This window comes from Bartonella sp. CB10SXKL, assembly GCF_042195515.1.
GTDB lineage: Bacteria > Pseudomonadota > Alphaproteobacteria > Rhizobiales > Rhizobiaceae > Bartonella.
The window spans coordinates 1-2,895 of sequence record NZ_JBHION010000047.1 but is presented as its reverse complement, the minus strand read 5'-3'; the positions used below and the strand labels follow the sequence as shown (position 1 = coordinate 2,895).

General features: G+C 42.1%; 3 protein-coding genes and 1 pseudogene. All 4 read right to left on the bottom strand.

From position 1 onward, the window contains the following. A pseudogene (locus ACFIK3_RS09175) lies at positions 1 to 506 on the bottom strand (hypothetical protein); the annotation flags it as partial. Positions 507 to 548: 42 nt separating this feature from the next. After that, entirely contained in the window at positions 549 to 1,397 is an 849-nt protein-coding gene (locus tag ACFIK3_RS09170) for a hypothetical protein (RefSeq protein ID WP_375643643.1), read from the bottom strand. A 1-nt stretch (position 1,398) separates the two neighbouring features. Beyond that, positions 1,399 to 1,824, bottom strand: coding sequence for a hypothetical protein (locus tag ACFIK3_RS09165; protein ID WP_273791515.1), 426 nt, complete (start codon positions 1,822 to 1,824; stop codon positions 1,399 to 1,401). Next, positions 1,824 to 2,895 (bottom strand): hypothetical protein (locus ACFIK3_RS09160; RefSeq protein ID WP_375676596.1); only part of this gene is annotated, 1,072 nt, incomplete at its 5' end. The genes ACFIK3_RS09165 and ACFIK3_RS09160, both read right to left, overlap by 1 nt.

Here is a 2,895-nt window from a genome sequence, read left to right as displayed (position 1 = left end):
CCTCTTTGTTTATCTCCTTCATGCAAGTTCTTCAGCCCCTTGGCAAAAAGTTGCCATCCAGATGAATTTGGACTTGCTGTTATCGCCCCCATAAGAAAATCATCAATATTTTTACTAACATCAGACTGTGAAAAACGAGAAAGTTTATCCCAAAAACTAGGTTCTGGTTTAGAATTCTGTTCTTGTGGTGTCACTGGTTCTGTTACAACAGATGCATGATTTCCTACACTAGGTGGAATTTTTTCTCTTGGAATTGGAAACGAAGGTTTATTTTCCTCATTAGGATAAATAGAGCCTATCGGAACTAGAGAACCGTGATACACATCATATGGATTATTCATAGAAATCATACTAGGGAGAACTGGTACTTGAGGAATAAATGGTAATTTTCTATCTTTATCCAGTCTTTGACTTTCATCTATTCCTTCCTGCAATCGCTCTGTTGTCGTTTTTTTTCGTTTGAGTTCGAAATGTTTATATCTCGGGTCAAAATCTATAAAAACCATTACTTTCCCTTTAACTATTTATTTTTTCTAAGATTATTCAAACTAAACGGCAGCATTTGCTGCCTTTTCCGCAGCCTTCTTTAATCCAAAAAGCACCATCATAGCATTCTGCCAAGGGTCGTTACCATGCATCTTAGATTCTGACACATTATTCGTCGTCGTGCCGTAATTCCTTGCAAAGCCATGACCGGCGTTCATAAGCATATTCAACCTATTCCAGCCGCTATTGTCTTGTTCCAGCCAACGTTCTCTATTGGCATCAACAAGGCGTTGATTGTAGTCATTAAGAACAGATGACCCCTGCAACATATTCGAATATGCGTTATTATAAGAGGGGAATAAGTTGCCTATCATGCCTAAGCGGTTCTCATTCAGTTGATCAATCATCGAATTGGCTTGCATCATATGCTGTAAATCTCTATCACGCTGGCGATACTTGATACGAGCTAATTCATCATTAAGCCCCCTCTGTAACTCATTGTTATGCGCACTAGAGCCATAAAGACCACTCCCTAAAAACTGTCGATTAATACTATTTCTTATTTCACTTAAGCCCTCTTTAAGTTCCTCATCAAATTGAGAATTCGGTCCCATCAAACCACCAGATGCAATCCAGTTAAGGTTTCTCGCAGACGATGTTGGAGTATTCATCAAATGATTCATATAATTCTGATACTGATGAGGAATAGCTCCAAGACCTCCAATTGCTTGATAAGTTGGAGCACTTAAAGGTGCAACACGAGGTCCCCCATAAACATTACCACCCATCCCTGTGTCATACATGTTATACGCATCTGCACCCCCACGCTTAAAGACATTCTGCATCCAAGCGGGAGGAGCGCTTGTCTGCACCTGCTTTTGTTCTGTCGTTGCTGGTCTACTGCTCCCCATGTCACAATTCCTTCCTATAATAAAGCATACCTATGCTATAGCCTTGCTTGGTTAGTGCACGCTTCCAACCTAAACGACCCAAGATCTCCATTTCAGAAGCACCATTCTCACGCGCCCAATCCTCTACAAATTTCAAATTATCAACTTGATCAAGAACGCCCTTCCCACTACATTCACAAATCAGTGCGCGCTTCTTTCCTAAAACTGTCTGCTGTATCTGGGTCGTGAATGCCGCTAAAAAGCGCTCGTCGTCATCCAAAACAAGCCATAACTGTTTCTTGCCACTGCAAATCGCTTCAATCAGTTCCTGCAACGTGATTTCATGTTTGAAACGCTCTACATACTCTCTAAAGGATGCAATGATGTCTTCCAGATAAGGCGCTATACGCTCCATATCCCAAGACGTGGTCAAAAAGACTTTTGCCATTACCCTCTGCCTAAAGGACGTAAATCCACATTAAATCCTGTGATTTGGTTCCAATGAATGCCTTCAGGAATACGCAATTTAAAGCGGTGATAACGATTGCGCGAACGACCGTGATAAGCACCCGTGACATACGAACACACCCTCTCCTTGTGCCATATGATCGGCGTCTGATTATTGCGAAGCCGACGCTCTCCAATGCTTAAAAGACCTTCCGTCGTATCAACTTCGGCAAACATCTTCGTAATAAAGTTAAAACTTCCATCCGGTGCCCCCATCTCTTGTGAAACAACCGTTGCCTCCATCGGGGCTCCCGTAAACATAACAAGCCGATTGTTATCATCAAAAGCACCAAGCATTGGCGCGCCACTTTGCCAACGAGGGCTGTCTAAAGAAGCCGGCAATGCCTCAAGATTGATCGAAATCTCATCTAACTGTTCTAAAGTATAACCTGTCGTAAACACTGGAAAGAACGTGAAAGGCTTCCCTTGTAGCGTCGACCATTTCTGCAATCCCCAATCATAGACAAAGGTCGTTTGCTCGTTATTGCCTCTCTTTAAGGACCAGTAAATCCGGTTATCAATGGGGTCTATAACCCCTTGCATCTCATCAAGAGCAAACTTATCAAATGTTTTAAAAACCGTTCTATCAACCTTTTCAAAACCTATCGGTAAAAGTTGACCATCCAAACTCATCTGATAAAAACCACCATCACCTGCAAAAAAAGCATCACTCCCTCGACACGCTATAGAGGCTGCACTGCGCGCTCCACGCTTGTCTTGGATCTTTTGAAAAGCAAACGGGCTCTTGGAACCTAACGTCAAAGAACCAGCATAAATAGCAGAACGAAGAAAAATAAGGGGATTGGTTGTTTCTGTTGCCCCCTGAACGTATTCTCCATCTTGGAAATCCATATAACCACTAACATTATATTGAGTCTCCCATAGAGTTTCATCGCCTTCTCCAGACCAATGAATGCGATTGGGATTATCTGTCAATTGCATCAAACAAACAAAAGGTCCCCAAATTTTGACCAATCCCGCTTTCGGTGGATTTCCTTCTAAATCTTCAAAC